The sequence below is a fragment of the Rhodococcus sp. ABRD24 genome (genome assembly GCF_004328705.1).
Lineage (GTDB): Bacteria > Actinomycetota > Actinomycetes > Mycobacteriales > Mycobacteriaceae > Prescottella.
Map to the genome: position 1 here is coordinate 3,629,011 of NZ_CP035319.1, position 24,626 is coordinate 3,653,636.

The window sequence follows — 24,626 nt, forward strand, 5'->3', positions numbered from 1 at the left end:
AGTGTTTGGTCAGTTCTGATGCCCGGTGACAGCCGTGTCGGCGGACGCCACGTCATCGGCGGGTTGTGTGGTGGGGCCGATCCGGTAGTAGTCGCGTCCCCAGGCGAGGCGGACGCCATCGGCTCGGCGCACGTCCTGGACGTCTGCGAGGTCGACGGCGAAACGTGCATAGTCCAGGGGAATACGTGCCGCACGAAGTTGTGTCACCAGGGCGCGGGCGTGGTACACGGTCTCGTCGAATGTCGTCGACGTTCCGAGGGTCTGGAATCGACGCAGCACGGCTTCCGAGCTGTCGGTTGCGATACCGAGACGGCGCGCTGCTCCACCGATCCCGAAGCCGTGCTGATGCATCGGCAGTCGCTGGGACTGTTGATGGATTGCAAACAGTGTTATCGCCGCGTGGGTCGCGTACTCGAAGCGTGACGGTTCGTCGCCTGCGCCTACCAAGGACGTCGGGAAGCCGTCGAAGGTCTCCTGCCACACCGCCGGGTCGGACCCGGGCTGGCGGTTGACTGCCCGGCGCAGTCGTGCAAGCGACGCGTTCGCGCTCGACGAATCGGCGAGGTACGCCGACTGGAGCGCACCGACCCGGCGGCCCACATGGGCGGCGAGGTCGCGGTGTCGGTCGCCCGATCCGGGGTGCGGGCCTGGAACGGCATCGGTCGTGGCGGTCATGCGACGGTCCTCACTGTTCGGTCTCGGGGGTGGCGGTGGGTCGGGTATCGCGCGTCGTAGGCAATGCCTTGGCGAGTGCCCGACGGAACCAGACGTCGGCCTGCGGGGTGTCGACATGGCGGCCGAGGCTGTTCTCGCGGCCGACCCATGCGGTGGGGCCCGCTGCGCCGATCAACTCCTGGGCTAGCGTCCACAGAATCCGCCGCACCGAGTCGTACCAAATGTGCAGCGCAACAGAGATATCTGTGGATTCGTCGAGGTCGCTCAGCCACCGGCGGTACGGCGAGTCAAGGAGGAAGTAGGCCTGCTCGCGCGCGCGGTCCCGATCGCCCGCGGCCTCCCCTCCAGCCGCGACGGCGAGGTTCCCGGCGAGCATTGCGACCGCGGTGACGGCTTCCTCGGTGGCGGTCACCGCATCGACAGCGCCGGCGGCCAGTTCGCGGCCCTGCTCGGATACCAGAACCGCGTGGATGCTGAGAGCGTCGTCGATGATCTCGGCAACTGTGGAACTCTGGCTGCCGTAGGCCATTCCGATGGCGCGGGTTCTGATCACAAAGCCCGGCTCGATCGCGTGTCCCTCTCGGAGCCGGCCCACCCACTCGAGTGTGAGTGCCGGCAGCGCCGCGGCGCCCGTCTTCTGCGCATCTATCCGTCGACACTGCGGCAGGAGCGCAGCCAGTCCGCGCCACATCGACCGCTCCGGGTCATGGGTGCGCGGCATGTACACCAGCGGGAGACCTAGCGCCTTCTCCTGCGGCTCGCTGCGCCGCCATGACGTCATCGGTTCTCGGGCATGCTGATTCTGCTGTGGCACGACGTCGCCATTGCAGATGAGAACCCCAGTGACCCCGTCGTCGTCGAATGCGAGTCGCAGTCGGCGGCTTTGCCACGTGAAGAGGTCGATCTGACCGCGCGGACCCGCGCCCGCGCGGTCCTCGACTGCCGGCGTCAGCGGATCACGTTCCCATGCCGGTAGATCGTCGGGACCGGACGTGTCCCGTCCGTCCTCGGTCGCGAGGATCAGGTTCAGCAGCAACGATTGTTTCAGGGTGACACCCTCGATCAGGATGCCGCCGAGTGCGCCAGCCCATGCAGTCCCGATCGGGTAGCCTTTGCCGCCCTTCACCCGGTCGTCGCCGACCGCGCCGGACTTGATCCCCGACGTGTCGAATGCTTGGCAGTGCACAATCCATCGCGCGGCCTCGGCGAACGAGATGCGGGCGAGCCCGCGCTGGGACCGTGTGGTGAAGAACGGCTGCCCGTTCGGGACGTCGGCGATCAGCCTTTCGAGTCCGGAGACCTCACCCTTCTGAGTGTGCAGATCTGCCACCTGAAAGAACGGGGTGATGGGGTGGAGGAGGTCGAACCGCTCCTGGAATGCGTCGAGGTACTCCTCGACCAGGACGGCGGGTAGCTCGTCGGCCTTCCACAGCTCGCGCCAGTACTGGAGCGGCTCGTCGGATTCCTCGATCGAGCGGTGCAGGATCGCCAGCAACAGCCGGGTCAGCGCGAACGTCTGGGTGGGAACTTCGCCGACGATGTCCCGGATCAGATGGGCCTGTCGGAAGACCTCGACCAGAGACAGTTCTTCTATGGCGCCTTCGGGCCGACGGGCCGGAATCCACGGCTCGCTGCACAGGCTGAACGTAGTCATTTGGCTGCCCCCTCCGGCTCGTTATGCAGCAACAATCCCAGCTCCCTGTCGTACTCGAGTGTGTGTCCTGCGATATCGGCGTGTCCCTGCGCATCGATCACCAGCACGAGCTCGCCCCCTAGCCACGGCGAATCCTGCCATGCAGCAATACCGTTCGTCTCCAATTCGTCGATAACCCGGTCGATCATCCATGGACTCGTCAGGCGCGGTGGCAGGCGGACGGTGCACGTGGCAACAGCGCGGGCCAGGTGCGGGGGGATGCCGGTGCCGCTGTCCAGCCTGCGGCCGCCGTGCTCGTCGAGCCAGGACAGTGCCCGCAGCTCACCATCGACCCGTTGCACGACGACGACCTCGATCCCGTCGTCGGTATCGCGCACCTGAGCACGGCCTCGGCCGCTGTCGTCGACGTCTCCGGCGCCGCGATTGATCCATCCGAGAATGGACCCGCCCCGTTGGCGGGGCGGGCTCGCGAGCAGAAAGTCCGCCGCACGCTCGAGCTGCTTGTTGCGTCGCTCATCGGCCTCGCGTTCCGCCTGCGCCCAGGTGTCCTCCCATCCGGGAGGCGACTGCAGCGCATCGGAGTACGCGGACTGCACCAGCGGGGCAATGTCTTCCGGCAGGGCGATCATTTCGTCTCTGCGCAGGTGCGTACCCAGAACCGTCACTGAACGCAGCAGCGCGGAGGAACCGTAGACGTACTGTGATGCGTCGACGGCGAGGATCGGTTGGGCCGACCAGTCCTCGACCCCGGTGATCAGGCAACGCGGGGTGCGTAGCAGTGGTGGGCGGTCTCCCGGCGGCCGATTGTGTCGGTGCAGCCGCCCCATCCGCTGCAGCAGCAGGTCGATCGGTGCGAGATCGGTGACCATGAGATCGAAATCGACGTCGAGAGACTGCTCCAGCACCTGCGTGCCGACGACGAAGTGGCGTCCGGGGCGGGTCTTCGCATCGCGCCCGAAGGTCGATCGCAAGTCCGCTTCGATCCGGGAGCGATCCACCGCCAGGAATCTCGAGTGGATGAGCGTAACCTCTCCCGGAAAATATTGCTCCAGTAGTTCTTTGGTCTGTTGAGCGCGTCCGACCGTGTTGCGGATGATGGCGACGCATCCACCGTGCGCGGTGTCCCGTCGGAGGATGTCGACCAAGGCCGCGTCATCGTCCGCGGTCGGTTCGATCCGAACCTCGACGCGGCGACCCGATGGTGGGACTGCCCGGACCATGGGGGTGGCTCCGGTGGAGGCCGTGATGACCGGATACCCGATGTCGCCGTCGAGCACGTCGTAGGGCGAGTCGCCTGAACTGATCGGTACTTCCTTGCGCCACTTGGCCTTCTGTCGGACCGGGGATGCCGGAGGTTCGGGCCTCGATCCGCGATCGTAGGATTCGACGAGGTGCCGTCGGCGATCCGACGGCAGAGTGGCGGACAGGACTATCGTGGGGATGCGGTATGCGCCGAGCCATTCGATCACCCGATCGAGGTAGACACTCATGTAGGTGTCCACGGCATGCACCTCATCGATGATCACGACCTTGTTCGCCATTGCCAGATGTCGCAGCGCGAGGTGTCGTGTCTTCAAGGCGCCGAACAGGATCTGGTCTATGGTGCCGATGACCACATCGGCGAGAACACCCTTCTTGCGACCGAAGAGCCACTGGTGGGCGACGGCGACATGGGTGGACGTTCCGGAACAGGACTCCGAGCATTCGTCGACACCCACCTCCTGCACCACGGAGTCCATCAGGCCGCGGAACTCCTCGTTGAACCGAGACTTGCTGTGCGCAAGGTAGACGGATAGCGTTTCGTCTCCATCGATTCGCGGGAGGCGCTGGGTCCAGGCCAGTGCGCGGGTGAACATCGCGTCGCTGGTGGCCATGGTCGGCAGGGCGATAAAGCACCCGCCGGCGCCAGTGCGGTGCGCGAGGACCTCCGCCGCCGCGAGTGCTGCCTCCGTCTTCCCCTCGCCCATAGGCGCTTCCACGATGATCAGGCCGGGTTTCGAAACAGTCGCGGCAACGTCGTACGCCGCGAGCTGGACGGGTCTCGCCGTGGCTCCGTCCGGCAGGTCGAAGCGGCGCGAGAACAGTTCGTCGGCGGGAGGTGGGGCGAGCGCGCGCCACGGTCCGGGCAGGGCAAGGGCGTCGAGTCCACGTTCGGTGCGGGACGCGAGGTCGTCGTCTTCTCCGTACGGAAACAGTTCGTGATTGCTCGCGATCCAGTCGGCCAGGATCACGATCCCGGTTACCAATGCTTGGGCCGGTGGACTCAGTGGCGTTGTGGCCCAGTGCGGCAGTCGATCCCGTGCACAGGAGGAATCGGCAGCGAAGTCGGCGAGTTCGTCGTGAACCTTGAGCCAGGCGTCGGCCTTTCCGAGTAGCCGTCCTCGATCGTCCAGGTGTATAAGATCATTCGATGAGGGCGGTACACCATGGTGACCGCCTGGAACCACGGCGAACGCGTCGGCCACCGCTGGTGCCCACCCGTACTTCTCGGTGAGCCACTTCCGGAGTAGTACGTGGCTGGCGAGCGAATGTGGCGCGGAGCGTCGATCAACGGGGGTGATCGACGACGGCATGGGAAGGCCGGCGTCCTCCATCCTGTCGGCCAGTTCGGGCACCTGCATCGCGAACACAGGCGTTGCCTTACCTAGATCGTGGCTGGCAGCAAGCCAGGTGACGAGGATGCGGCCGTCGGACTCACCTTCGGGAAGCGCGTGCGAGATCAGGCGTTTGACGGATCCGGGCACCCAGTCGTCCCATAGGCGGCCGGCGACGGCGCCGCTGTCCGCCATGTGGCGGTACAAGGGAAGCCATGCTTCGGTCTTGCGATCGTGCTTGGCCCATGCGGACATGGCGGCGGTACTCAGATGGAAACTGCACACGAAACCTCCCCGTTTCATGCGCGGACGCTCTGTGTCGGTGTCCGCGTGTAGTCACCCTGTGCTTTCGGTGACGCCCCCCAATGGGCCAGGTTACAGAGACGGGACATCCGGCCACAGGTGAGGTGACAGACGCAAACGCAAAACGCCCGCCGATCGGCGGGCGTTTCGAGGCTGCTGCGCGTTACAGCTTGGGGTAGCTGGTGAGGTCGTCGGAATCGTTGGAAGGATCGACCGGCATCTTGCCGGTCACCAGGAAGATCACCCGGCGAGCGACCTCGACGGTGTGATCGGCGAACCGCTCGTAGAAGCGACCCAGCAGGGTGACGTCGACGGCGGCGGCTACGCCGTGCTTCCACTCGCGGTCCATGAGGACGCTGAACAGGTGGCGATGGAGATCGTCCATCGCATCGTCCTCTTCGAGCATCTTCGCGGCACGTTCGGGATCACGCGTCTCGAGGACTTCCTTGGCGCTGGCGCCGAGCGCGACGGCGATCCGGCCCATCTCGGCGAAGTAGCCGTTGACCTCTTCGGGCAGGACGTGGTTGGGGTGCCGCCGGCGCGTGATCTTGGCGACGTGCAGCGCCAGCGCGCCCATCCGGTCGATGTCGGAGACGATCTGGATGCCGCTGACCACCGACCGCAGGTCGCCGGCAACCGGAGCCTGGAGTGCGAGCAGGGCGAAGGCACGTTCCTCGGCCACGACGCTCAGCTCGGTGATCTTCTCGTGCTCGCCGATTACCTGCTCGGCCAGCCCGAGATCGGCCTGCAGAAGCGCCTGAGTGGCCTTCTCCATGGCAATCCCGGCCAAGCCCGCCATCTCGCCGAGCGTGTCGGCGAGCTCGGTCATCTGTTCGTTGTAAGCGACGCGCATGAGGCCACAGCCTACGGCGTGGTGGAAACCAAGTCACCACCATCGGGTGAACGCCGGGTGAACTGCCGGTCCAGTTCAGGGGGTCAAGCGCACGGGTTGTCGGTTGCGTTGGTCACTGCGAGGTCGGCGGGCAGTTCCACGTCGCTGGAGCTGTCGATCCGCGTCGGGCCAGTTTCTACGGCCGTGCCGGCTTCCGCCGGTGCGGTTAGAGTGCGGTCGAACTCTGACCCGAGGACCACCTCGACGATGTTCCCGAGCCCCGAGGCCGATTCGAGGACTGCGCCCGGGATGGACGATGCGACAGTCGCGGCCTCGGCCTCCCTGCCGGGGGAGAACCGCACAACCGTCTGGCTGCTGGTCCCGCTGTAATTCCCGACGCTGTAAATCTGGAATCCATACGCGGCGAGCCGGTCTGCGGTGGTGGCGGCCAGGCCGGAGATGCCCGAGCCGTTGGACACCTGCAGCGTTACCTCGTTGGGGAGCAGCGCCAGCTGCGTGGGCCCGTGGTTGGGAGTGGGCACCGACGACGTCCCGGGCTTGTCCTCGGCCGCACGATTCTCGCCGGGCAGGGGCTCGTCGTCGATGATCGCCTGGAAGATGGCCTTGATGTCGTCGAGACGGGGGATCTCGTTGCCCCAGCTGCTGGTGCCGGACGTCGGGACGGTGATGAAGGTGACTGCGCCCGCGTCCACGTTGCGCAGCGACTGTCCGAGCGTGAGCAATGACTTGGTATCGATGTCCTCGACGAACGTGGCGCGCGTGAACGCGTTGATGAACCCGTTGAGCTTGCCCGGATCGAACAGCACCTTGTTCGACATAGCCTCGCGTAGCAGCGCCGACAGGAACAGCTGCTGACGCTTGATCCGGCCGTAGTCGCCGTTGCCCTCGGCTTCGACGTGACGCGCCCGGACGTAGTCGAGCGCGAGGCGCCCGTCGAGCGTCTGGGTTCCCGCGGTCGGCAGGATCGTGCCCAGTTCACCGTCGATCAGCGGCTGCGGCACGCACACCTTCACGCCGCCCACCTCGTTGACCATGTTCTCGAAGCCCGCGAAGTCCATTCCGACGAAGTGCCTGATCTTGAGTCCGGACATCTTCTGGATGACCTTCACGAGGCACTTCGGGCCGCCGAGTGCGTACGTGGCATTGAGCTTGTCGCCGTCGGCCGCGGGATATGTCTCGTCGGTGTACTCGCCGGTCGCGCTGTCCCAGCCCTGACATGCGGGACGTTCGACGTCGAGGTCCCGGGGGAACGACACCGCGACGACGCGGCTGCGGTCGGCGGGGATGTGGACCAGCATGACGGTGTCCGATCGGGCGCCCTCGGCGTCGTCCACGGTGCCGGCGCCGACAGCACCAGCGGCGCCGGCACGGGTGTCAGTGCCGACGATCAGGTACGTCTCGTCGCCGGTCTGGCCGGTGGGATCGACGATGTCGGTCGAGTTGATGTCCAGGGCGGCGATCCGGGTGAAACCACCCTCGGTGGAGCGCACGTAGCCCCACACCACGCCGGTCATCACCAGTGCCATCACCGCAACGAACGCCACTGCGGACCGGCCGACCAGCCACATCCGCTTGCGTTTGCGGTCTTTGCTGGCCGCGAGCCTCGTCTGCGCCGGTTCGCCCACGGCACGCGGTGCGGCGGTGGTGACAGCGTCCTCGACCCAGCTCCGTGCCACCGGATCGGGTTCCGGCTCGCTGGCGCCTCCTGCAGTCGGCTCACCGGTGTAGGCGGGGATGACTTCGGTTTCGGCGTCTGCGGCCTCGTCCGGCCGCGCGCGGCGAGCTCGGGGTGCGGATGGGACCGTGCGGCCCATCTTCTCCATCAACTCCGCGACGGACAGCCGCTCGCTGCTGTCGCCGTTGGGCGCGTCCGGTCGGGAGTCGTGGCGACTGCGTCGATGCGATTGGGCCTCGCGATAGTGACTGTCGGCGAGGGGACGCTCCCAGGGGGCTCTGCCTTCCGGCGCGGCGTGACCGGGATCGTGCTCGTCACTCACCGATTCGCCCTGACCTTCCGCCTCCAACAAGTACCGTCGCTCGACGACGTGGCAATGATACTGATGGATGCCCCGTAGGGCATCAGTGTGCGCGCAGGTGAACCGTAGTCGCAGCTGACAGTGGGCGGCGGTAAGTCAGCCAGCCGGCCGCCAGCGCCCCGGGTCGCACTCGAGTGCGGCGCGGTCCCAGGCGCCCTTGTCGGCGGCCGCCTCGTATGTGGTCTGCAGAAACTGCAGCAATGTCGCGTCGGGATCTGTGGCGGCGCGGACCGCCTCGTAGGGAAGGAGGAACTGGCGGTGGTCAGCGCTGTAGAAGGCCTGCGGCGGCGCCACCGGGGCGTCGGTGAATCCGTCGGGTTCGGGGTAGGCGTACGCGTAGAAGGCACCCTCGGCTCCGCCACCGGGCCAGAAGCCGCAGCTGGACAGCTCATGGGAGTAGCCTTCGACCATTACCCAGTCGCCGCAGTTCGGTGCGCCGCCCGGATGCTTCGGCGCTGTACGCCCGGAGAAACGGGTGCACGCCAGGTCGAACGAGCCCCAGAAGAAGTGCACCGGGCTCACCTTGCCGAGGAATCGAGACCGGAACTCGTGCAGAACGCGGTCGGCCTGGATGAGCTGACGCCAGAAGAGGGTGGCGGCGTCCGCGTCGTACGACGCGTGGACGGTGTCCTCGGCAAACGGAATTGCGGGGTCCACCTCGTTGGGCGACGCCTGGAAGTATGTCTCGATGCCCAGCCCGCGGAGGGCGTCCATGACGCGGGAGTAGAACTGAGCGACCGACATCGGCTCGAGCGCGAAATCGACCTCAGCACCGTTGCTGTCACGGATGTGCAAGCGGTGCTCGCAGAAATCGAACTCGATGTCGAATGCCCGATTGCGGACGGGCATGGCCGATGTAGTCAGGCCCCGTGCGGTCACGTACAGCGGCACCTGCCACCAGTGGTTGACCAGCGGGGCGTGCGCCAAACGCACCTTGCCGACGATTTGGGTCCACATGTGGAGTGTGTCCCGGGTAGGTTCCCAGTCCGCGACAAGCAGGGCAGGCCAGACATCTGAATCGCCTGGTGAAGAGGCCACGACGTCTCCCTCCGGAAGAATCCTCGAGGAACTGCAGCTTCTTCGAAAGTGTAGGCGCGCGGAGACGCCCGCCGGAGCTATCCGCCGGAATGCATGATGTCGGCGCCCGCGGGCACCAGCGTGTCCTCTGGATCGTCGAGCCAGCCGTCGGGCAGTGCGACGACGCCGGGCGAGCCCTGGCGTCCGCGTGGACCCTCCGCATCCTTCGGGAACGGCACCGTCGGATCGAGCTGGCCGAGGAAGTCCTCGAGTTCGGCGAGCGAGGACACCCGGGCCATGCCGTTGCGCAGCTCCGAACCAGCCGGGAAGCCGCGCATGTACCACGCGATGTGCTTGCGCATCTCGCGCATGCCGCGGTCCTCGCCGTGGTGGTCGGCCAGCAGCCGGCCGTGCCGCAGCATGATCGCGGCGACCTCGCCGAGCGTCGGCGGGGTGGGGATGTCCCGGTCGTTGAGGGCCGCGCTCAGCTCGGCGAACAGCCACGGCCGGCCCAGGCAGCCGCGTCCCACGACGACGCCGTCGCAGCCGGTTTCGGCCATCATCTTCGCGGCGTCCTCGGCGGCGAAGATGTCACCGTTGCCGAGCACCGGGATGTCGGTGACGTGCTCCTTGAGCCGGGCGATCTCGCTCCAGTCCGCGGTGCCCGAGTACCGCTGGGATGCGGTTCGGCCGTGCAGTGCGACGGCGGCGGCACCCTCTGCGGCGGCGATGCGGCCCGCGTCGAGGTGGGTGTGATGTTCGGCGTCGATGCCGATGCGCATCTTCACGGTGACCGGGATGTCGGTGCCCTCGGTCGCCTTCACCGCGGCGGCGACTATCTGCCCGAACAGGCGGCGCTTGTACGGCAACGCCGAGCCGCCGCCCTTGCGGGTGACCTTGGGGACGGGGCAGCCGAAGTTCATGTCGATGTGGTCGGCGAGATTCTCGTCGACGATCATCTTCGCCGCGGCGTATGTGATCTCCGGGTCGACGGTATACAGCTGCAGGGACCGCGGCGTCTCGGTGGGACCGAACGTCGTCATGTGCATTGTCACCGGGTGCCGCTCGACGAGCGCGCGGGCCGTCACCATCTCGCACACGTACAGACCCGACGTGCTGCCGGCGCGTTCGAGCTCGAGTTCGCGGCACAGGGTGCGGAACGCGACGTTCGTGATGCCAGCCATGGGGGCCAGCACGACGGGGCTGCCCAGCTCGAGCGAACCGATGCGAAGGGGTGACATGAAGACCTCGGGATAATTCTTCGGGAGAAAACTGTTCGGGAGAAAACACTGTGCCCGGTACCGAATCCGGTACCGGGCACAGGATAGCCGTCGGGCGACGGGCCGCGACCTGTCAGGAGGCCTTCTCGGCGCGGGCCGCATCGCGGGCCAGCGACCGGTCGCGCATCTCCTCGAACTTGGTGGCCTGCTTGTCGAGGTCTTCGAGGAAGACGGCGAGCTTCTCACGGGTGTCTTCGCCGCGGGCGGTGAAGTCGGTCCGCTCGAAGACATTCCACTTGCGCAGCACCGGCATCACGACCTCTTCGAGGTGCTGGCGCAGGTCGTAGATGCCGTGCTTGGCCATCAATACGCCGTTGCGGCGGAAGTTAGGCATCCCAGCGCCGGGCATCTGGAAGTTCTGGATGATGTCGCTGACTGCCTTGAGCGTCTGGTCGGGGGCGATATCCATCGCCGCGCCGCAAATGTTGCGGTAGAAGATCATGTGCAGGTTCTCGTCCGCCGCGATCCGCTGCAGCATCCGGTCCGCGATCGGGTCGTGGCACGCCTTGCCGGTGTTGCGATGCGAGACGCGGGTCGCGAGTTCCTGGAACGTCACGTACGACACGGAGTGCAGCAGGCCCACGCTGTCGCCGGCCGGCGAGCTGTAGCCGTTGGTCATGTGGATCATGCGAGCGTTCTCGAGCTCGACGGGGTCGACTCCGCGGGTGACCACCAGGTAGTCGCGCATCACGATCCCGTGGCGGTTCTCCTCGGCGGTCCACCGGCCCACCCACGTGCCCCAGGCCCCGTCGCGCGAGAAGTTTTCTGCGATCTCGCGGTGGTAGGACGGCAGGTTGTCCTCGGTGAGGAGGTTGGTGATCATCGCGGCCTTGGCGACCTCGTCGAGCCGCGACTGTTCGGGATCCCAGTCCTCACCGCCCATTGCGGCGAAGTTGCGACCCTCTTCCCACGGCACATAGTCGTGCGGATGCCAATCCTTGGCCATGGAGAGGTGTCGGTTGACGTTCTCTTCCGCCACAGGCTGCAGTTCCTGCAGCAGCTCGAGCTGGGTGAGATCCCTCGCCATCAGATTCTGCCTCCGTAACAAGTAAGGAACGCGCGTTTCGGGAATGTGCTGTCGCTAACCTACGGCACCGTAAGTTCGTTGTGAAGAGGGAGGCTCGAGTGGTAGTTGACGGCTACCGTGATCCCCCCCGCCGCTGTCTGTCCCGCGCAATCGGCCCGCCGAGTTCGTTCGAGCTGCGTTGTTCGGACGTTACACGTCGGTGACATCATGCCGACCGGTTTCCGATGGTTCTTGCCATCGCGAATCTGTTGTGAACTTCAGGAAGCGCTCGGCCGCCGGTGGCAATGTTCGTCCGCTCGCCCAGACGATGCCGATGTCCCGGCCCGCACCGCGCAGCGGAACGAGCACCACCCCGTCCGGCCAGGCGTGCTGCTCTTGCCATGGCATCACCGCGACGCCGAGCGAGGCGGAGACCAGTCCGCCGATCGTGGCGAGTTCGCTCGACTCGAACACGACGTTCGGCACGATTCCGGCGTCGGCGCACATCTCGTCGAAGATGCGCCGCATCCCGTAGTCCTGGTGCATCCCGATGAACGGTTCGTCGGATGCGGCGCCGAGGTCCACGACGGCGTGCCGGCTCAGTCTGTGCCCGGCCGGGACGGCAAGAGCGAGGCGCTGGTGCGTTACGGCCGCCCAGTCGACGAGTGGGGTGCGGGGCCGAGGTGAGACGAAGGCGAGATCGTCGCGACCGTCGATGACGCGGTCGACGAGCGCCTTCGCGGCATCCTGGTACAGCGTGAACAGCACCTTGGGGCGCTTGTCGCGGTAGGCGCGTAGGACCTCCGGGATCAGCCAGGTCCCGAACGAGTGCAGGAAACCCAACCGCACCGCGCCGCCGTCCGGACTGTCGAGCGACGCGATCTCGCGTTCGGCGATGGACAGTTCAGCGAGAGCGAGCCGGGCATGGTCGCGGAGCACCCGACCGCGGTCGTTGAGTACGAGGCGGCGACCGTGACGGTCGAACAGTTCGGCGCCGAGGTCACGCTCGAGGCGGGCGAGGCGCCGTGACAGCGTCGGCTGGGCTACCTGCAGCATGTCGGCCGCTGCGGTGACCTGCTCGGTCTCGGCGAGCGCCAGGAACCAGCGCAGGCCGTCGCTCAACTCCACTTATATGCACCAAATGCATATAGAACTTCACAACAATGCATTTCCTTAATTTACGCGATCTCGAAACGATGATCGCGGAGGAAGTCTGCATGAACCGAACACTCACCGACGTCACGATCGAGGTCGCGGACGGGCCACTCGCCCGTGGCACCAGTGGCTACCGCACCGTCACGCTCTCGCTGTTCGCTGCCGGGCTCACCACTTTCATCTCGATGTACTCGGCTCAGGCGCTGCTGCCGGCTCTCACCACGGACTTCGGGGTGGCTCCGGCAGTCTCGGCGCTCGCGGTATCGGTGACGACGGGCATGGTGGCCGTCGCGATCATTCCGGCGAGTGTGCTGTCCGAGCGGTTCGGCCGGACCCGGGTCATGGTGGCGTCGGCGATGGTCTCCTGCGTGCTCGGTGTACTGCTGCCGTTCAGTCCGAGCGCCGAGGTGCTGATGGCCGGACGGGCGGTGCAGGGCGTCGCCCTCGCCGGCATCCCCGCCGTCGCGATGGCCTACCTCGCGGAGGAGGTCCGGCCGTGCGACCTAGGCGCCGCAATGGGGCGGTACGTCGCGGGCACCACGGTCGGCGGGCTGATCGGGCGCCTGGTCCCGTCGGCCGTGCTGGACGTCGCATCGTGGCGGTGGGCGATGGAATCGGCCGCCGTGCTCGCGCTGGTGTTCGCGATCGCGATGTCCTGGATGCTGCCGCCCTCGCGCCACTTCCGGCCGCAACGCGTCGGACCGGGCGTGGTGGTGGCGAACCTGGCTGCACATCTGCGCAATCCGGCTTTGGCGAAGCTCTTTGCGCTCGGGTTTCTCCTGATGGGGGGATTCGTCTCGGCGTACAACTTCCTGGGCTACCGACTTCTCGGCGCGCCATTTTCGCTGCCCGAGGCGCTGGTGGGCCTGGTGTTCGTGATGTACCTGGCTGGCACCTACACCTCGGCCGCCGCAGGTGCAGCCGCCGATCGGTTCGGTCGCGCGGTCGTGCTGCTCGTCGGGGTGGGTGCGATGGTGGTGGGGCTCACGGTGACTCTGTTCGATGTGCTCCCGCTCGTGCTGGCCGGGATGTTGTTGTTCACCGGCGGGTTCTTCGCGGCGCACTCGGTATCCAGTAGTTGGGTGGGCGCGCTCGCGACGGCGCATCGGGCGGAGGCGTCGTCGCTGTACCTGTTCGCGTACTACCTCGGGTCGAGTGTCGCCGGTGTCGGCGCGGGGCTCGCGTATTCGGCGGGTGGGTGGACGGCGACCGCGGGATTCATCGGCGCTCTGTTGGCCGGCGCGGTGGCGCTGTCGGTGTGGATGCTGCGCCGCAGAGCATGGCAGGGGTCGGCGTAGCCGGAAACCTTGCGGGACCACACGCGGGCGGTCGACAATCGCGCCATGGTCGCGAACATGAACCGGCTGCAGCAGATCGTCGACGAACTACCGGAGGCGACTCGTGTCGACATCGAGGCGTGGGACGGTCAGCCCACGTTCCGGGTGCGTGGCAAGAACTTCGTGTTCACGGATGTCGGCGCGTCGCGGCTGACGTTGAAGCTGCCGGTGGACGAGGCTGAAGCGGTGGTGGCAACCGAGACGGATGCCGAACCCGCCGGTTACGGGTTGGGCCGGCACGGCTGGGTGTCGCTGGCAATCCCGCTGGATGCGTCGACCCGATGGTGGGCGCAACTGCGCGAATGGGTGCGCACCTCGTACGTCCTGGTGGCGCCGAAGACCCTGGCCCGGCTGGTGCTCGCCGAGGATGGCGTGGCGACGACGAGAGGACCATCGTGACCGAGGAAACCGTACAGACGCAGACGAAGCCCGGTCTGCCCGCGTGGGCGAAGAAGGCTATCTGGGGCGCCGTCATCCTGGTGGCGTTGGTGATCGCGTACTTCATTCTCGCGGCGTTCCTGCCGCGGTGGTGGTCGCAGCAGGTGGGATCGCTTTCTTCGGGTAGCTTCACCCGCGGCATCCTGTGGGGCCTGATGTACGGGGTCCTGTGTACCGCGGTTCCCCTGTTGCTGTTCTATATCGCGTGGTGTTCCCGCCACCGGAAGCACGCGCGGATCTGGGTGATTGCCGCGCTGGCGCTCGGCGTCGTCGCTGCGATCCCGAATCTGCTGACGCTGACCGTGGTCTTGGGCGGCAGCAGTGCGGCCCACGCGGGTGAGCGGACGCTCGACGTCGATGCCCCAGGTTTCCGGGGTGCCTCGTTGGCCGGTGCGATCATCGGTGCGGCCGTGTTCGCGGTCGCGGTGGTGCTGCATACGCGATACCGCAAACGCGGCAAGGAACTCACCGAGTTGCGAAGCGACCTGCACCAGCGCGAGCCGCGATCATCCGGAGAATCGCCGGCGCCCGAGATGTGACCCGAATTCGGCGGACGAACGAGTCGGCCCGGCCGCGGCCCCGTCGGGTCTCGCTTCCGCCTGGGTCGGCGACACTGGTTGGTAAGCGCCGCGATTGGATGGCTTTGCGGATACGCCGCGGCATTGGTGGGTTCCCTTGCATGATCGGTCCGAAGGTGCGTTATCGTGCTCTCGCCCCTTTAGCTCAGTTGGCAGAGCAGGAGACTTTTAATCTTCGGGTCGTCGGTTCGATCCCGACAGGGGGCACCAAACTTGTCCGGGACGAGATTCGGCTCGGAGCCACAACTCATCGAGCCGCTGGTCATGGCCTGGTTTGCCAATCAGAGGCCCTCGTTTGGATCTGGGTGAGCGATCACGCTCCGCGGGCCTTCCACCGACCAGTCGATGATTCTGTCGATCGCTAGTTTGAAGGGTGGCGGGCTTCCGTGTCGAGGAGCCGTCAGCTGAGTTGGAAGGTGCTCCCAAAGTTCATGAAGTTGCCGATCGTGCCGATCAGCGCCGGGAAAAGTGCGTTTACGTTCATCGAAATCCCTTTGGGTGCATGATCGGTCGCCCGATCGTGATGTGATCGGAATATAGACCCGTGACGGTTCCGGCGGGGTTGTTTCCGGGACGTGCGTTCCCGGATGAGGTCCCGCAGACGGTGCCGGCCGACGTCGTCGTGACGTGGCGATTCGGGCCGGAGGCAAGTTCGGCTCGGGTGCACACCCCCCTACAGCGCACCCGAGCCGAGTGAAATTATACCACTCGGTGTGTTTCTGTCGTTTTGGGTGAAAAAGTGCAGGTAGGCGGAGTGCTGGTTCCGTGGGCCGTACGGGGGGACTAGTCTGGATCTTTGGGGAGGGTGGGTCGCTGGTCGGTGTGACGGCGAGTGGCATGGGCTTCGGAGGCGACAAGCGATATGGCTCGTCAACAAGAACGTGCGCGTCGGACCCGCGCTGCGATCGTGGAAGCGGCCGCAGTCGAGTTCGGCAAGCGCGGATATGCAGCAGCGTCGGTGAACGCGATTCTCGAGGGTTCGCACGCAACCAAGGGCGCGATGTACTTCCACTTCGAATCGAAGGAGGAGCTCGGGCGCGCAGTTCTCGCTGCGGCGCTCGAGAAATTCAAGGAGACCACCGACCGGTGGACGGGTCGAACGGACCTCGATCCGTTCGAGGCCCTCCATGGGCTGATCGACGATGTCGCACGGATGTTCCTGCTCGACGCGATCGTGCAGGCGGAATTTCGGCTGATCATCGAGCCGGAGTTCTATGCCGACGTGCAGGATGGCGGCGCCCGGGTATGGGGCTCGTCGGCTCGCGATCTGGTCCAGCAGGCGCAGCGACAGGGGCTCGTCCGCGACGGTGTCGATGTCGACAAGTTCACGCGTGTACTGGCTGCGTGTCTGGCCGGTCAGCGGTACATGGCAGACCTCACCGCTCAGCAGGTCGATCTGCGCGCTCGCTTCGAGGAATCGCTCGAGGTGGTGCTGGAGGGTTTGGCATCCGACTCCTGGCTGGAGAATTGGCGTCGCGAGGGCTGGTCGGCGGCCGCGACTGCCGCCGACTCTGCCTGAGTCGGATTACGGCTTCTGAACAGGCGATTTGTGGTTTGCGAAATTGGTGCCCTAAGCTATCCAAGCTCCCAACGGAACGCCGTTGGAGGTACTCGCCGGAGCAATTCGGCAGGCCCCCTTCGTCTAGCGGCCTAGGACGCCGCCCTTTCAAGGCGGTAGCGCGGGTTCGAATCCCGTAGGGGGTACGCTTTACCGGATTGGATCAGCAGTACAGTTTGGCAAGTGGTTTCAAGCAAGGCCCTGTGGCGCAGTTGGTTAGCGCGCCGCCCTGTCACGGCGGAGGTCGCGGGTTCGAGTCCCGTCAGGGTCGCTCTGCTCGTTGGAAACAACGCAGCGCGATAGGCATTCGGTTCGGGTGCCGTCCGGCCAGGTAGCTCAGTTGGTACGAGCGTCCGCCTGAAAAGCGGAAGGTCGCCGGTTCGATCCCGGCCCTGGCCACAACGGGTGGTCGATGAGACTCCGGCAACGAGTGTGACGACTCGATGGCGGAGTCTTCGTATGTCGGCTTCGATCGACCCGTAGCAGTACAGTTCGGCAAGTGGTTTCAAGCAAGGCCCTGTGGCGCAGTTGGTTAGCGCGCCGCCCTGTCACGGCGGAGGTCGCGGGTTCGAGTCCCGTCAGGGTCGCTCTGCTCGTTGGAAACAACGCAGCGCGATAGGCATTCGGTTCGGGTGCCGTCCGGCCAGGTAGCTCAGTTGGTACGAGCGTCCGCCTGAAAAGCGGAAGGTCGCCGGTTCGATCCCGGCCCTGGCCACCACGAGTCGCCGGTCTCAATCGATCCTCCCCTCACCTCGGTACCCTCCCTCTGCATGCTTCTCATGAGGGCCCTTTCGCGACCGCAGATTCCGTGTGCTCAACCGCCGCGATCGGCGACAGTCCGAGTTGGTGGTGCAGTCCCCGATGCGGAATTCGTCCCGGCCATTCCTGGTTCGTGGAGGATGGCAAAACTAGAACAGATTCCAGTTGATTCCCCCTGATCCTCGAGGGCTTTCGCCGTGCCGATGCGATATGGGCGGCAGCCTGCAATATGCGCAGGTGAACGGGATGGTGAGCGGGAAATCTCGTCGGGCTCCGAGTGGTGTCCAGTTCAGTGTCGGGCGCGAAAAATCGACAAAATCTGCACCCTGTTCTAATGTCGGCACGTTGGTGATGATTACCCGAAGGGTGGGTCGGGTTCGGAAGGTGGCCGGGATTGGGGCGCTCGATGGGTGACCGGGAAGTCGCGGACGTGCTGGCGGACGTCACGAGCCTGCTGCCTGATCTCCGTGCGAATGCACAGATCACCGAGGATGCCCGTCAGGTCTCGGGCGACGTCGTTCGAGCCCTCACCGAGGCCGGACACTTCCGATTGCTGCAGCCACATCGGTTCGGTGGATTCGAATGCGATCCCGCCGACTACTACGCCGGGGTGCGTGCGCTGGCGAGCGCGTGCGGATCCACCGGGTGGGTCGCCTCGGTGGTAGGCGTCCATTCGTGGCATCTAGCGCTGTTCGACCTGCGGGCCCAGCAGGACGTGTGGGGTGAGAACCAGGACGCGTTGCTGTCGTCGTCATACGCCCCGATGGGTCGCGCAATCGAGTCGGACGGCGGGTACTTCTTTTCCGGCCGGTGGAGCTACTCGTCGGGCTCCGCGTATGCGGACTGGGTGCTCGTCGGCGGGCTGGTTGTCGACGACGCGGGCGATCCGATGGACTTCCGCACCTTCCTGGTGCCGACCCGAGACTTCCGGATCGACGACGTCTGGGACACGGTCGGGCTCCGCGGCACGGGCAGCAACGATGTTGTGATCGAGGACGCTTTCGTTCCGGAGCACCGCACCTTGAGCTTCGCGGCAACCGTGCAGTGCACCGGCCCGGGCCAGGAGGTCAATACCGCCCCGCTGTACCGGCTTCCGTTCTCCGCAGTGTTCTCGACGGCGATCACCGCGCCGATCATCGGGATGGCGGACGGGGCCTATTCGGCGTTCACCGAGCGCAATGCCGACCGATTGCGGACCGCAGGCCCGCTGCGCGTCGTGGACGATCCGTTCATGCAGATTGCCATGGCCGAGTCCGCCCGCGACATCGAACTTGCCTGGACCCAGTTGAACCGCAATCTCGCCGAACTGCTCGCGCTCGCGCGGTCCGCGGAACGTATCCCCGTGTCGTTACGCGTCAAGACGCGTCGTGATCAGGTGAGCGCGACGGCCATGGCGGTTGGTGCGATCGACCGGCTCTTCGATCACGGCGGCGGCGGCGCGCTCCAGTGCGCCACTCCGATCCAGCGCTTCTGGCGCGACGCGCATGCGGGTCGTGCCCACGTCATCAACGATCCGCACCAGCCTCTGACGCTGTTCGGGCGCAACGAACTTGGACAGGACATCCGCGACGCCTGGGTGTAGGTGTTCGTAACACAACGTTGGCGAGGAGAGGGAGCATGCAGGTGCACAGTGGATCCGGTCACTGGGATGGCGAGGCGGACGTCGTGGTCGTCGGATTCGGGGCCGCCGGCGCCAGTGCGGCGATCGAGGCCACCGATCGCGGCGCGCAGGTGCTGGTGGTCGAGCGTTTCGACGGCGGGGGAGCAACCGCGATCAGCGGCGGCATCTACTACGCGGGCGGCGGGACGACGCAGCAGAAGGAGGCCGGATTCGACGACACCCCGGCGGCGATGCTCGACTACCTGAAGCTCGAGACGGAGGGAGTGGTCTCCGACGCACTGCTCGAGGACTTCGTGGGCCGCAGTGTCGAGAATCTGCAGTGGCTCGAGGAACTGGGCGTCCCGTTCGAAGGCAGCATGGCCCCGCGTAAGACGTCGTACCCCACCAACGACTACTACCTGTACTACTCGGGCAACGAGCTCGCGCCGCCATACGCTCAGGCTGCGAAGCCGGCGCCGCGTGGACACCGCACGAAGGGTCGCGGCACCTCGGGGAAGGTGTTCTTCGACGCGATGGCGAGGGCTGCACGCCGGCGGGGGATCGACGTTCGTCCACAGACGACGGTGACCTCACTGATCACCGACGACACGGGCACCGTGATCGGTGTCGAATGTCGTGAGGTGGATCCCAAGGCCCGTGCTCGACGGCGTCTGCATCGCGCGCTCGGGTCGTGGAACCGGAAGATGAACCTCTACTACCGGCCGGTCGGCCGACTCATGGACGGTCCGATCCGCCGGATCGAGTCCGAACACTCGGTGGTACGCCGGTACCGGGCGCGCAAGGGCGTCGTACTCGCTGCCGGCGGTTTCGTGTTCAACCAGAAGATGTTGAAGGAGAATGCGCCGCGACATTCGGGCGGTTCGCCGCTGGGTACGATCGGCGACGACGGTAGCGGCATCGAACTCGGCCGGTCGGTCGGAGGCGCTACGGACCGGATGGACCGGGTGTCCGCATGGCGCTTTTTCAACCCGCCGATCGCGATGACCGAGGGTGTTCTCGTCAACCGCGAGGGCCAGCGGATCTGCAACGAACTGCTCTACGGCGCCAAAATCGGTGAGCACATCGCCGAGCAGACCGATGTCTCGGCGTACCTGGTGGTCGACTCGCGGATTCTTGCGGACGCCAAGCGCCAGGTGCCGGAGCAGACGTTGTGGTTCCAGCGCCTACAGACCACTTACCTCTACAGCGTCGGGAACAAGAAGGGCGCCACCGCCGAGGAATTGGCCCGCCGGACCGGAATCGACCCCGCGGGTCTCGCCCGTACTCTCGATCAGTACAACGCGGATCGTCGCGACGGTCGGCCAGACGCGATGGGCAAGGACCCCGCTCACGTCACGCCCCTGGTCGACGGTCCCTTCTATGCCTTCGACTGCTCGATCCGCATTCAGGCAGGATTTCCCTGCCCGGTGCTCACGCTCGGCGGGCTGACGGTCGACGAGTGGACCGGCGCGGTCACCGGCAGCGACGGTAGCCCTATTCCGGGTTTGTACGCTGCCGGTCGCAATGCGGTGGGGATCTGCTCGCAGTCGTACGTCAGCGGGCTGTCGATTGCCGACTGCGTGTACTCGGGTCGCCGCGCCGGGGCCGTCGTCGCGGGGCGCTCACCGGTGGCGTAGCCTCCGGACATGTGTCTGGCAATTACGAATCGACCCGCCGCAGGTTGACCGCGAAGCAGGCCGAGACCGTGTCTCGGCTCACCAAGTGTGCGGTCGAGGTGCTACGCGAGGGAGGATTCGCCGGGCTGACCGTGCGTTTGGTCGCGGCCCGGGCCGGGGTGGCTCCCGCAACCGCGTACACCTACTTTTCGTCCAAGGAACACCTTGTGGCGGAAGTGTTCTGGCGTCGGCTTGCCGAAATGCCGAGGGAAGACGCGACATCGGACGATCGGACTGCCCGTGCGGTGGCCGTGCTGCGCAGCGTTGCGCTCCTGGTGTCCGACGAGCCCGAGTTGGCGGCCGCGGTGACCACCGCGCTGCTCGGCCGGGATCCGGATGTGGAACACCTGCGGGCTCGGGTCGGGCTCGAGATCCGTGAGCGGCTGATCGCCGCACTCGAGCCCGAGCCCGACCAGGACCTGGTCGAGGCACTCGAACTGCTCTATTCGGGAGCCCTGGTGCGTGCCGGCATGGGTTACGGTTCCTATACGCGGATCGCCGATCGGCTCGAGATCTCGGCTCGGATGATCCTGCCCTGACCGGGCGGCTAGACCGTGTAGCCGCCGTCGACGTTGAGTTTCTGGCCGGTGATGAAGCCGGACTTGGGGCCCGCAAGGAAGCTGACCGCCTCAGCGATATCGACGGCAGTGCCGAACTTCTGCAACGGGATCCGGCTCATCGTCACGTCGAGTGCGCGCTGGTCCAGGCTCTGTGAGCTGATCAAGCGTTCGGCCATCCCGTCGACGAGCATGCCGGGTCCGACAGCGTTGAAGCGGACCCCGAAACGGCCTTCCTCGGCCGCGAACCCTCGGACGAGTGCCTCGACCGCGCCTTTGGTGCCGGCCGAGAGTCCGTCACGCACCGGGTAGCGGTCGGTGGCGGCGGTGGTTACCGCAACCACCGCGCCGGACGCTTCGCGCAGCGCCGGCAGGCACGCCCGCACGACGGTGAAGAAGGCGGTCGCCTCGGCATTCAGATGCTCTGCGTAAGTGCGCGGTTCGACGCGGGACAGGTGGACCATCGGCACGTGTGGGCCGGCGGCGTGAACGAGGATCGACAGGTCGCCGAAGGTGGAGGTGACATGGGAGACCAGCTCCTCGAGCTGGGCACTGTCGCTCAGGTCCACCCGGTGTGCGGCGCCACGGACGCCGAGGGCTTCGATCTCGGCGACGAGCGTGGCGGCCGTTTCGGTGTTGGATCGGTAGGCCAGCACCACATCGTGACCCTCCGCGGCGAGCTGCCGGGCGACGGCGGATCCGATACCGCCGGTGCCGCCGGTGACGAGTGCGGTGGTGGAGGGGGAAGAAGTCGACGAGGTTGTGGTCACAGCCAGCTCCCAGGGTTGTCGTTCCAAGCCATGGCATTCGTAGGGCAACCTAGCACTTGCTTGGCATGGCTGCTCCGCTTCGGGTCGGTGAGCGGGCGGAGGCAATTCAGGCGTCGAGGCGCCGACGGCTGGTGAACCGTCTCTGCGCGCCCGATTGTGGATCGGTGAACTCGATGCTGCGCGCAAGCAGTTGCAGAGGCGTCGAGTAGTCGTCCGGCGCGACATCGTAGAACTCGGGGTAGAAGTTGTCGCCGAGGATCGGGACGCCGAGCGAGCTCATGTGCAGCCGCAATTGGTGTGTCTTGCCGGTGTGGGGGAGCAGACGGTACCGGCCGATGCCGTCGACCGCTTCGATCAGCTCGATACGACTCTCGGCGTTCGGCGTTCCGGGTACCTCGCGGGCTTGTAAGACGCCACGCTCCTTGATGATTCGACTGCGGACGGTGACGGGAAGACGCAATGCCGGATCGTGCCGGGCCAGCGCTTCGTACTCCTTCGTGACCTTCCGCTCGTCGAACAGCGACTGGTACGCCCGGCGGGCCTGCCGACGCACCGTGAAGATCAGGACTCCCGCGGTGATCCGGTCCAATCGGTGCGCAGGGGTGAGCTCGGGTAGGTCGAGGTCCCGCCGCAGGCGCACCAGCGCGGACTCGGCGACGTAGGCGCCGCGCGGGGTACTGGCGAGGAAGTGTGGCTTGTCGACGACGAGCAAGTCGGTGTCGCGGTAGAGGATGTCGATCTCGAACGGCACCCGCGCCTCGACCGGCGGGTCGCGGTAGAGGTACAGGAAGCTGCGTGGCCGGAACTCCGTGGCACCGGTGATCGGGGCGCCGGCCTCGTCGACTACCTCTCCGGCTGCGACCTTCTCGAGAAGACGGGCGGTATCGGAGGGGAACCGGGCGAGGAGGTAGGCCACGGCGGTAGGCCACGGTCCGGAGTCCGGCAGGCGCAGACGAGTGGGGTTGAGGCCGTCGCGGACGGGCAGTGGGGCGGCGGGCACGGTCCGACGGTACTCGCCCTCGGCGCGTCCGGGACACCTGCGCAAGCCGGCGCCCCGACCCTTGCGATTCCGTAGTCTGGGGCCATGACCACATGGACCGCCCGGGACATCGTCGATCAGCAGGGCCGGACGTTCGTCGTCACCGGCGCGAACAGCGGGTTGGGGGCCGAGGCCGCGAAGGCACTCGCGAAGGCCGGTGCGCATGTCGTCCTCGCCTGCCGCGACGTCGGCAAGGGGCGCGCGGTCGCGGCGGACTTGGGGAGCAATGTCGAGGTCCGCAGGCTCGACCTCGCCGATCTGTCGTCCGTGCGTGAGTTCGCGGACTCGGTGGACGGCCTCGACGTACTCGTGAACAACGCCGGCGTCATGGCCGTCCCGCTGCGGCGTACAGCGGACGGCTTCGAGATGCAGATCGGCACCAACCATCTGGGCCACTTCGCACTGACGGGCCTGCTCCTGGGCAGGATTCGTGACCGGGTGGTGACGATGTCGAGCACGATGCACAAGATCGGCACCATCGATCTCGACGATCTCAACTGGGAGCGTCGGCCGTACAAGCGGTGGCCGGCGTACGGCCAATCGAAGCTCGCCAATCTGCTGTTCACCTACGAATTGCAACGCCGTCTCGCGGCGACCGGATCGAAGGTCAAAGCCCTTGCCTCGCACCCTGGTTACGCGGCAACCAATCTGCAGTCACACACCGAGTCGATCCAGGGCCGGATCATGACGCTGGCCAATCCGGTCATTGCGCAGTCCGCCGAGATGGGGGTACTGCCAATGCTGTACGCGGCGACGGTGCCTGACGCGATCGGCGGGAGCTACCTCGGGCCGTCGTCGCTGTTCGAGACGCGTGGATACCCGAAGGTGGTGGGGTCGAGCAGGAAGTCACGTGACGAACGTGTTGCGGGACAATTGTGGTCGCTGTCGGAGCAACTGACCGATATCACTTACACCTACGCTTGACCAGATCTCCGGAGGTCGACGCACGGGTGCATTGGGCCGCGTGCACGGCGGGCGTGTCCTACGGCGCCGACATCGGTTCCGCGCTCCGGTCGCACTTTTCACTGCTCGCGCGCAAGCGGTCGTCGAGTTCGGCGAGGATCAATTCCAGGCCGTAGTCGAACTCGTTGCCGTACGCGTAGTCCTTGCCGATCACCATCTCCTGCACCATTTCCGCGAGATAGGGATAGGTGTCGGCGGGAATTTCGAGTTCGTGAACGAACTCCTCCGTTTGCTCGGCCGGCCCCATGGGCAGGTTCAGTTCGGTGAGCACGAAGCCGTACACATAGGCGTCGAGGACGGAGAATGCGTGTGCGGCCAGCGCGACCGGGAAGCCGTTCCTACGCAGACAGCCGAGCACGGAATCGTGATGCCGTAGTAGCGCCGGGCCAGGCGACCGGCGCGACTCGATCAGGCTCACGGCCCAGGGGTGCTGTGCCAGCGCAGCTCGCTGCGACGCCGCGCGCCGCGCCATGGCTCGATGCCACGGGATGTCGTCGGATCCGGGCAGTTCGATCGCAGCGAAGATCCAGTCGGCGAGTCCGTCCAGCAGGTCCTCCTTGTTCGCAACGTGGTTGTAGAGGGACATCGCCTCGACTCCCAATTCCTTGCCCACGTTGCGCATGCTCACTGCGTTCAGGCCGCCTCGGTCGGCCACCCGGACCGCGGCCTCGATGATCCCGATTCGGCTGAGTGCCGGCCTTACCTTCATGACATCCTTCGTGACGTCTTGCTTCCTTACAGGCGTAAGCCTAGTCTACCCCCGTGAAACTTACGCCTG

At 66.2% G+C, this 24,626-nt stretch carries 21 protein-coding genes and 6 tRNA genes; 15 read left to right on the forward strand and 12 right to left on the reverse strand.

Features of this window, described 5'->3' with window-relative positions; genetic code table 11:
* Positions 1–9: 9 nt before the first annotated feature.
* From casB to ERC79_RS16110, 9 genes are all read right to left on the reverse strand, one after another.
* On the reverse strand, positions 10–675 hold the full coding sequence (gene casB / locus ERC79_RS16070) for a type I-E CRISPR-associated protein Cse2/CasB (RefSeq protein ID WP_165497147.1): 666 nt from the start codon (positions 673–675) through the stop codon (positions 10–12).
* A 10-nt stretch (positions 676–685) separates the two neighbouring features.
* Complete coding sequence (gene casA, locus ERC79_RS16075; protein ID WP_131579451.1) at positions 686–2,329, reverse strand: type I-E CRISPR-associated protein Cse1/CasA; 1,644 nt, start codon at positions 2,327–2,329, stop codon at positions 686–688.
* Positions 2,326–5,226 (reverse strand): CRISPR-associated helicase Cas3', encoded by a 2,901-nt coding sequence (gene cas3, locus ERC79_RS16080; protein WP_131579452.1) that lies wholly within the window; start codon positions 5,224–5,226, stop codon positions 2,326–2,328. The genes casA and cas3 overlap by 4 nt, the downstream gene beginning before the upstream one ends.
* A gap of 163 nt (positions 5,227–5,389) precedes the next feature.
* Positions 5,390–6,079 carry a phosphate signaling complex protein PhoU gene (gene phoU / locus ERC79_RS16085; protein ID WP_131579453.1) on the reverse strand — a complete coding sequence of 230 codons (690 nt, stop codon included), beginning with the start codon at positions 6,077–6,079 and terminating at the stop codon, positions 5,390–5,392.
* A gap of 83 nt (positions 6,080–6,162) precedes the next feature.
* Positions 6,163–8,076: an LCP family protein gene (locus ERC79_RS16090; protein ID WP_131579454.1), complete on the reverse strand. Its 1,914-nt coding sequence runs from the start codon at positions 8,074–8,076 to the stop codon at positions 6,163–6,165.
* 135 nt (positions 8,077–8,211) lie between these two features.
* Positions 8,212–9,072: a DUF5996 family protein gene (locus tag ERC79_RS16095; protein ID WP_242676597.1), complete on the reverse strand. Its 861-nt coding sequence runs from the start codon at positions 9,070–9,072 to the stop codon at positions 8,212–8,214.
* Positions 9,073–9,230: 158 nt separating this feature from the next.
* On the reverse strand, positions 9,231–10,373 hold the full coding sequence (gene dusB / locus ERC79_RS16100) for a tRNA dihydrouridine synthase DusB (RefSeq protein ID WP_131579455.1): 1,143 nt from the start codon (positions 10,371–10,373) through the stop codon (positions 9,231–9,233).
* Positions 10,374–10,485: 112 nt separating this feature from the next.
* Entirely contained in the window at positions 10,486–11,439 is a 954-nt protein-coding gene (locus tag ERC79_RS16105) for an acyl-ACP desaturase (protein WP_131579456.1), read from the reverse strand.
* Positions 11,440–11,628: 189 nt separating this feature from the next.
* Complete coding sequence (locus ERC79_RS16110) at positions 11,629–12,546, reverse strand: LysR family transcriptional regulator (protein WP_131579457.1); 918 nt, start codon at positions 12,544–12,546, stop codon at positions 11,629–11,631.
* Positions 12,547–12,635: 89 nt separating this feature from the next.
* On the opposite strand from ERC79_RS16110, the gene ERC79_RS16115 reads away from it, so the two are divergent.
* The 14 genes from ERC79_RS16115 to ERC79_RS16175 all read left to right on the forward strand — a co-directional run bounded on the left by ERC79_RS16115 (position 12,636) and on the right by ERC79_RS16175 (position 21,058).
* Entirely contained in the window at positions 12,636–13,871 is a 1,236-nt protein-coding gene (locus ERC79_RS16115) for an MFS transporter (RefSeq protein WP_131579458.1), read from the forward strand.
* Between the two features lie 45 nt (positions 13,872–13,916).
* Positions 13,917–14,309 carry an MmcQ/YjbR family DNA-binding protein gene (locus tag ERC79_RS16120; RefSeq protein WP_131579459.1) on the forward strand — a complete coding sequence of 131 codons (393 nt, stop codon included), beginning with the start codon at positions 13,917–13,919 and terminating at the stop codon, positions 14,307–14,309.
* The gene (locus ERC79_RS16125) at positions 14,303–14,887 is read left to right on the forward strand and encodes a hypothetical protein (RefSeq protein ID WP_242676897.1); all 585 of its coding nucleotides are present in this window, start codon (positions 14,303–14,305) and stop codon (positions 14,885–14,887) included. The genes ERC79_RS16120 and ERC79_RS16125 overlap by 7 nt, the downstream gene beginning before the upstream one ends.
* Positions 14,888–15,060: 173 nt before the next feature.
* A tRNA-Lys gene (locus tag ERC79_RS16130) sits at positions 15,061–15,136 on the forward strand.
* Positions 15,137–15,470: 334 nt separating this feature from the next.
* Positions 15,471–15,623, forward strand: a complete 153-nt coding sequence (locus ERC79_RS23150; RefSeq protein ID WP_165497148.1) for a hypothetical protein — start codon at positions 15,471–15,473, stop codon at positions 15,621–15,623.
* Between the two features lie 165 nt (positions 15,624–15,788).
* Entirely contained in the window at positions 15,789–16,445 is a 657-nt protein-coding gene (locus tag ERC79_RS16135) for a TetR/AcrR family transcriptional regulator (protein ID WP_131579461.1), read from the forward strand.
* A gap of 112 nt (positions 16,446–16,557) precedes the next feature.
* Positions 16,558–16,630 (forward strand) — tRNA-Glu (locus ERC79_RS16140).
* 51 nt (positions 16,631–16,681) lie between these two features.
* Positions 16,682–16,755 (forward strand) — tRNA-Asp (locus tag ERC79_RS16145).
* A 54-nt stretch (positions 16,756–16,809) separates the two neighbouring features.
* A tRNA-Phe gene (locus tag ERC79_RS16150) sits at positions 16,810–16,883 on the forward strand.
* 114 nt (positions 16,884–16,997) lie between these two features.
* Positions 16,998–17,071: transfer RNA gene (locus tag ERC79_RS16155), tRNA-Asp, on the forward strand.
* 54 nt (positions 17,072–17,125) lie between these two features.
* Positions 17,126–17,202: transfer RNA gene (locus ERC79_RS16160), tRNA-Phe, on the forward strand.
* Positions 17,203–17,649: 447 nt separating this feature from the next.
* Positions 17,650–18,825, forward strand: coding sequence for a 3-hydroxy-9,10-secoandrosta-1,3,5(10)-triene-9,17-dione monooxygenase oxygenase subunit (gene hsaA / locus ERC79_RS16165; RefSeq protein WP_207390345.1), 1,176 nt, complete (start codon positions 17,650–17,652; stop codon positions 18,823–18,825).
* 35 nt (positions 18,826–18,860) lie between these two features.
* Complete coding sequence (locus ERC79_RS16170; RefSeq protein ID WP_131579462.1) at positions 18,861–20,480, forward strand: FAD-binding protein; 1,620 nt, start codon at positions 18,861–18,863, stop codon at positions 20,478–20,480.
* Positions 20,481–20,491: 11 nt separating this feature from the next.
* On the forward strand, positions 20,492–21,058 hold the full coding sequence (locus ERC79_RS16175; RefSeq protein WP_131579463.1) for a TetR/AcrR family transcriptional regulator: 567 nt from the start codon (positions 20,492–20,494) through the stop codon (positions 21,056–21,058).
* A gap of 8 nt (positions 21,059–21,066) precedes the next feature.
* Here ERC79_RS16175 and ERC79_RS16180 read toward each other — a convergent pair whose 3' ends face one another.
* Positions 21,067–21,846: an SDR family oxidoreductase gene (locus tag ERC79_RS16180; protein ID WP_131579464.1), complete on the reverse strand. Its 780-nt coding sequence runs from the start codon at positions 21,844–21,846 to the stop codon at positions 21,067–21,069.
* A gap of 106 nt (positions 21,847–21,952) precedes the next feature.
* The gene (locus ERC79_RS16185; protein ID WP_131579465.1) at positions 21,953–22,846 is read right to left on the reverse strand and encodes a pseudouridine synthase; all 894 of its coding nucleotides are present in this window, start codon (positions 22,844–22,846) and stop codon (positions 21,953–21,955) included.
* Between the two features lie 84 nt (positions 22,847–22,930).
* On the opposite strand from ERC79_RS16185, the gene ERC79_RS16190 reads away from it, so the two are divergent.
* Entirely contained in the window at positions 22,931–23,809 is an 879-nt protein-coding gene (locus ERC79_RS16190; protein ID WP_131579466.1) for an oxidoreductase, read from the forward strand.
* Between the two features lie 58 nt (positions 23,810–23,867).
* Here the strand turns inward: ERC79_RS16190 and ERC79_RS16195 are convergent, their stop codons facing one another.
* Positions 23,868–24,557 (reverse strand): TetR/AcrR family transcriptional regulator, encoded by a 690-nt coding sequence (locus tag ERC79_RS16195; RefSeq protein WP_131579467.1) that lies wholly within the window; start codon positions 24,555–24,557, stop codon positions 23,868–23,870.
* Between the last annotated feature and the right edge of the window lie 69 nt (positions 24,558–24,626).

Coding starts and splice junctions, on each gene's coding strand:
- casB (WP_165497147.1), bottom strand. CDS start 675: ATGACCGCCACGACCGATGCCGTTCCAGGCCCGCACCCCGGATCGGGC.
- casA (WP_131579451.1), bottom strand. CDS start 2,329: ATGACTACGTTCAGCCTGTGCAGCGAGCCGTGGATTCCGGCCCGTCGG.
- cas3 (WP_131579452.1), bottom strand. CDS start 5,226: ATGAAACGGGGAGGTTTCGTGTGCAGTTTCCATCTGAGTACCGCCGCC.
- phoU (WP_131579453.1), bottom strand. CDS start 6,079: ATGCGCGTCGCTTACAACGAACAGATGACCGAGCTCGCCGACACGCTC.
- ERC79_RS16095 (WP_242676597.1), bottom strand. CDS start 9,072: ATGTGGACCCAAATCGTCGGCAAGGTGCGTTTGGCGCACGCCCCGCTG.
- dusB (WP_131579455.1), bottom strand. CDS start 10,373: ATGTCACCCCTTCGCATCGGTTCGCTCGAGCTGGGCAGCCCCGTCGTG.
- ERC79_RS16105 (WP_131579456.1), bottom strand. CDS start 11,439: ATGGCGAGGGATCTCACCCAGCTCGAGCTGCTGCAGGAACTGCAGCCT.
- ERC79_RS16115 (WP_131579458.1), top strand. CDS start 12,636: ATGAACCGAACACTCACCGACGTCACGATCGAGGTCGCGGACGGGCCA.
- ERC79_RS16120 (WP_131579459.1), top strand. CDS start 13,917: ATGGTCGCGAACATGAACCGGCTGCAGCAGATCGTCGACGAACTACCG.
- ERC79_RS16135 (WP_131579461.1), top strand. CDS start 15,789: ATGGCTCGTCAACAAGAACGTGCGCGTCGGACCCGCGCTGCGATCGTG.
- hsaA (WP_207390345.1), top strand. CDS start 17,650: ATGGGTGACCGGGAAGTCGCGGACGTGCTGGCGGACGTCACGAGCCTG.
- ERC79_RS16170 (WP_131579462.1), top strand. CDS start 18,861: ATGCAGGTGCACAGTGGATCCGGTCACTGGGATGGCGAGGCGGACGTC.
- ERC79_RS16190 (WP_131579466.1), top strand. CDS start 22,931: ATGACCACATGGACCGCCCGGGACATCGTCGATCAGCAGGGCCGGACG.
- ERC79_RS16195 (WP_131579467.1), bottom strand. CDS start 24,557: ATGAAGGTAAGGCCGGCACTCAGCCGAATCGGGATCATCGAGGCCGCG.